The 1,402-nt window shown below is 39.5% G+C and carries 4 protein-coding genes; all 4 read right to left on the bottom strand.

Annotated features, from left to right (window positions below; all coding sequences use genetic code 11):
- Nucleotides 1-202: 202 nt before the first annotated feature.
- The gene (locus ACYQ2O_RS12270; RefSeq protein ID WP_346024857.1) at nucleotides 203-496 is read right to left on the bottom strand and encodes a DUF421 domain-containing protein; all 294 of its coding nucleotides are present in this window, start codon (nucleotides 494-496) and stop codon (nucleotides 203-205) included.
- Nucleotides 497-529: 33 nt separating this feature from the next.
- Nucleotides 530-679 (bottom strand): DUF421 domain-containing protein, encoded by a 150-nt coding sequence (locus ACYQ2O_RS12265; protein WP_428830619.1) that lies wholly within the window; start codon nucleotides 677-679, stop codon nucleotides 530-532.
- A gap of 100 nt (nucleotides 680-779) precedes the next feature.
- Nucleotides 780-1,073 (bottom strand): FMN-binding protein, encoded by a 294-nt coding sequence (locus tag ACYQ2O_RS12260; protein ID WP_346024858.1) that lies wholly within the window; start codon nucleotides 1,071-1,073, stop codon nucleotides 780-782.
- Nucleotides 1,074-1,124: 51 nt separating this feature from the next.
- On the bottom strand, nucleotides 1,125-1,259 hold the full coding sequence (locus ACYQ2O_RS12255) for a hypothetical protein (RefSeq protein ID WP_346024856.1): 135 nt from the start codon (nucleotides 1,257-1,259) through the stop codon (nucleotides 1,125-1,127).
- Between the last annotated feature and the right edge of the window lie 143 nt (nucleotides 1,260-1,402).

Genomic DNA, 1,402 nt, shown 5'->3' with positions numbered 1-1,402 from the left:
AACATACTCAAAAAATATTCGAATATATCACAGGGCTTTCGAGTTCGCCAAAGCGAACCCTCATCCCTGCCGAGCTATCATCCCACGATTGAAACCGTGGGTTTTCTCGCTCGGAAAACTGATAAAATTTTCAGAAGTCATATCGATAATTTCTTTCTACTATTTATTTCTTTGAGATTATATTTCCTCGTCAGAACCAGAATCATTCTATATCATTTTTCTGGTCATCCTGACTTTCGTCCATATCGACTAATGTATTCAAATCTCTCAGTTCATTATTCTTCTTAGGTAAAACAGATATTGTCCCGTCTGTTTCAAGAATCACTGCAGCTACTTCTTCAACCTTTCCAATCCCTTGTTCTCTGATTGCCTGAAGCACTTCAGATTTTGGAATGCGTTCCTTATTCATCTTATCCTCGTAATATTTCCCATCATAAAAAAGTAAAGATGGATGAGCTTTCAGTATTCGGCTGAAAAATGGCGATCTTGAAGACAAATAGCTTGAAAGAAACTGAAAGAATAAAAGTAGTCAGAAGATATAAAGACCTTCCCATAATACTTCATCCTGATTGATGAGTATATTACCAAACACCGTTCCTAAAGAAACGGTAATGATAAAGTCAAAAGCATTCATTTTTAACAACGTCCGTTTGCCTGACAGTCTCAGAACAAATAAAATGACGGGGTAGCAAAAAAAAAGAGAGGACGGTTATCCGTCCAAATTGTCCAGCGTTCATGTGTATCCTTCTGAAAAAAGCATGTTTCTATGCTTTTATTACTTAATCAACTTCGTTATCTACTTCTAAGGTATCGATTTCTCCATTTTCAGCTGCATTCAGATGCATGGCGGCATATTCCTGAAATTTCTCCGATGAGGAAGTAGCTCCCGATACAGTATCAACTTGTCCGGCATCCTCTGTTTCAAAAGGCTGTCCGTTTAAAGCATCCATGTATTCCTGAGGCCTAATACCTGCCTGATCAGCCATTGCCTCTTGATAACTCTCATCCTCAGTCTTAGCTGTACCCTGCTCATTGTAATTAGATGTGACGATTTCACCATCTTCATCATCGATAGTGAATTCAGCCCACCAGCCGTTCTCATCATAGTTTGCTTCGACCAGTTCTTAAGTGCCGTCTTCAAAGGTACCATCTGTGACACCAACTTCAGTGGTTCCATTCTCCACATCGCCTTCATCATCACACGCAGTTAGCAGGAGAACCGGTGCAGCAAGAACAAGCAATGCATGTTTTAAGCCCATAATTTTCTCCTTTCCATTTTTAACGTAATTCCGAAAGAAGTCTCCCACTTCTAAACGTATGGGTACGAAGCACCAGTGAAAGTGGGAGATGAATTTCGGTCAAGCGATAGCTTGAAGTTATTTCTCAAGACCTTTTCTTATTA

The sequence above is a fragment of the Alkalibacterium sp. m-11 genome (genome assembly GCF_054658155.1).
Note: the sequence above shows the minus strand (reverse complement) of the source record. Positions and strands in the feature narration are given on the sequence as shown.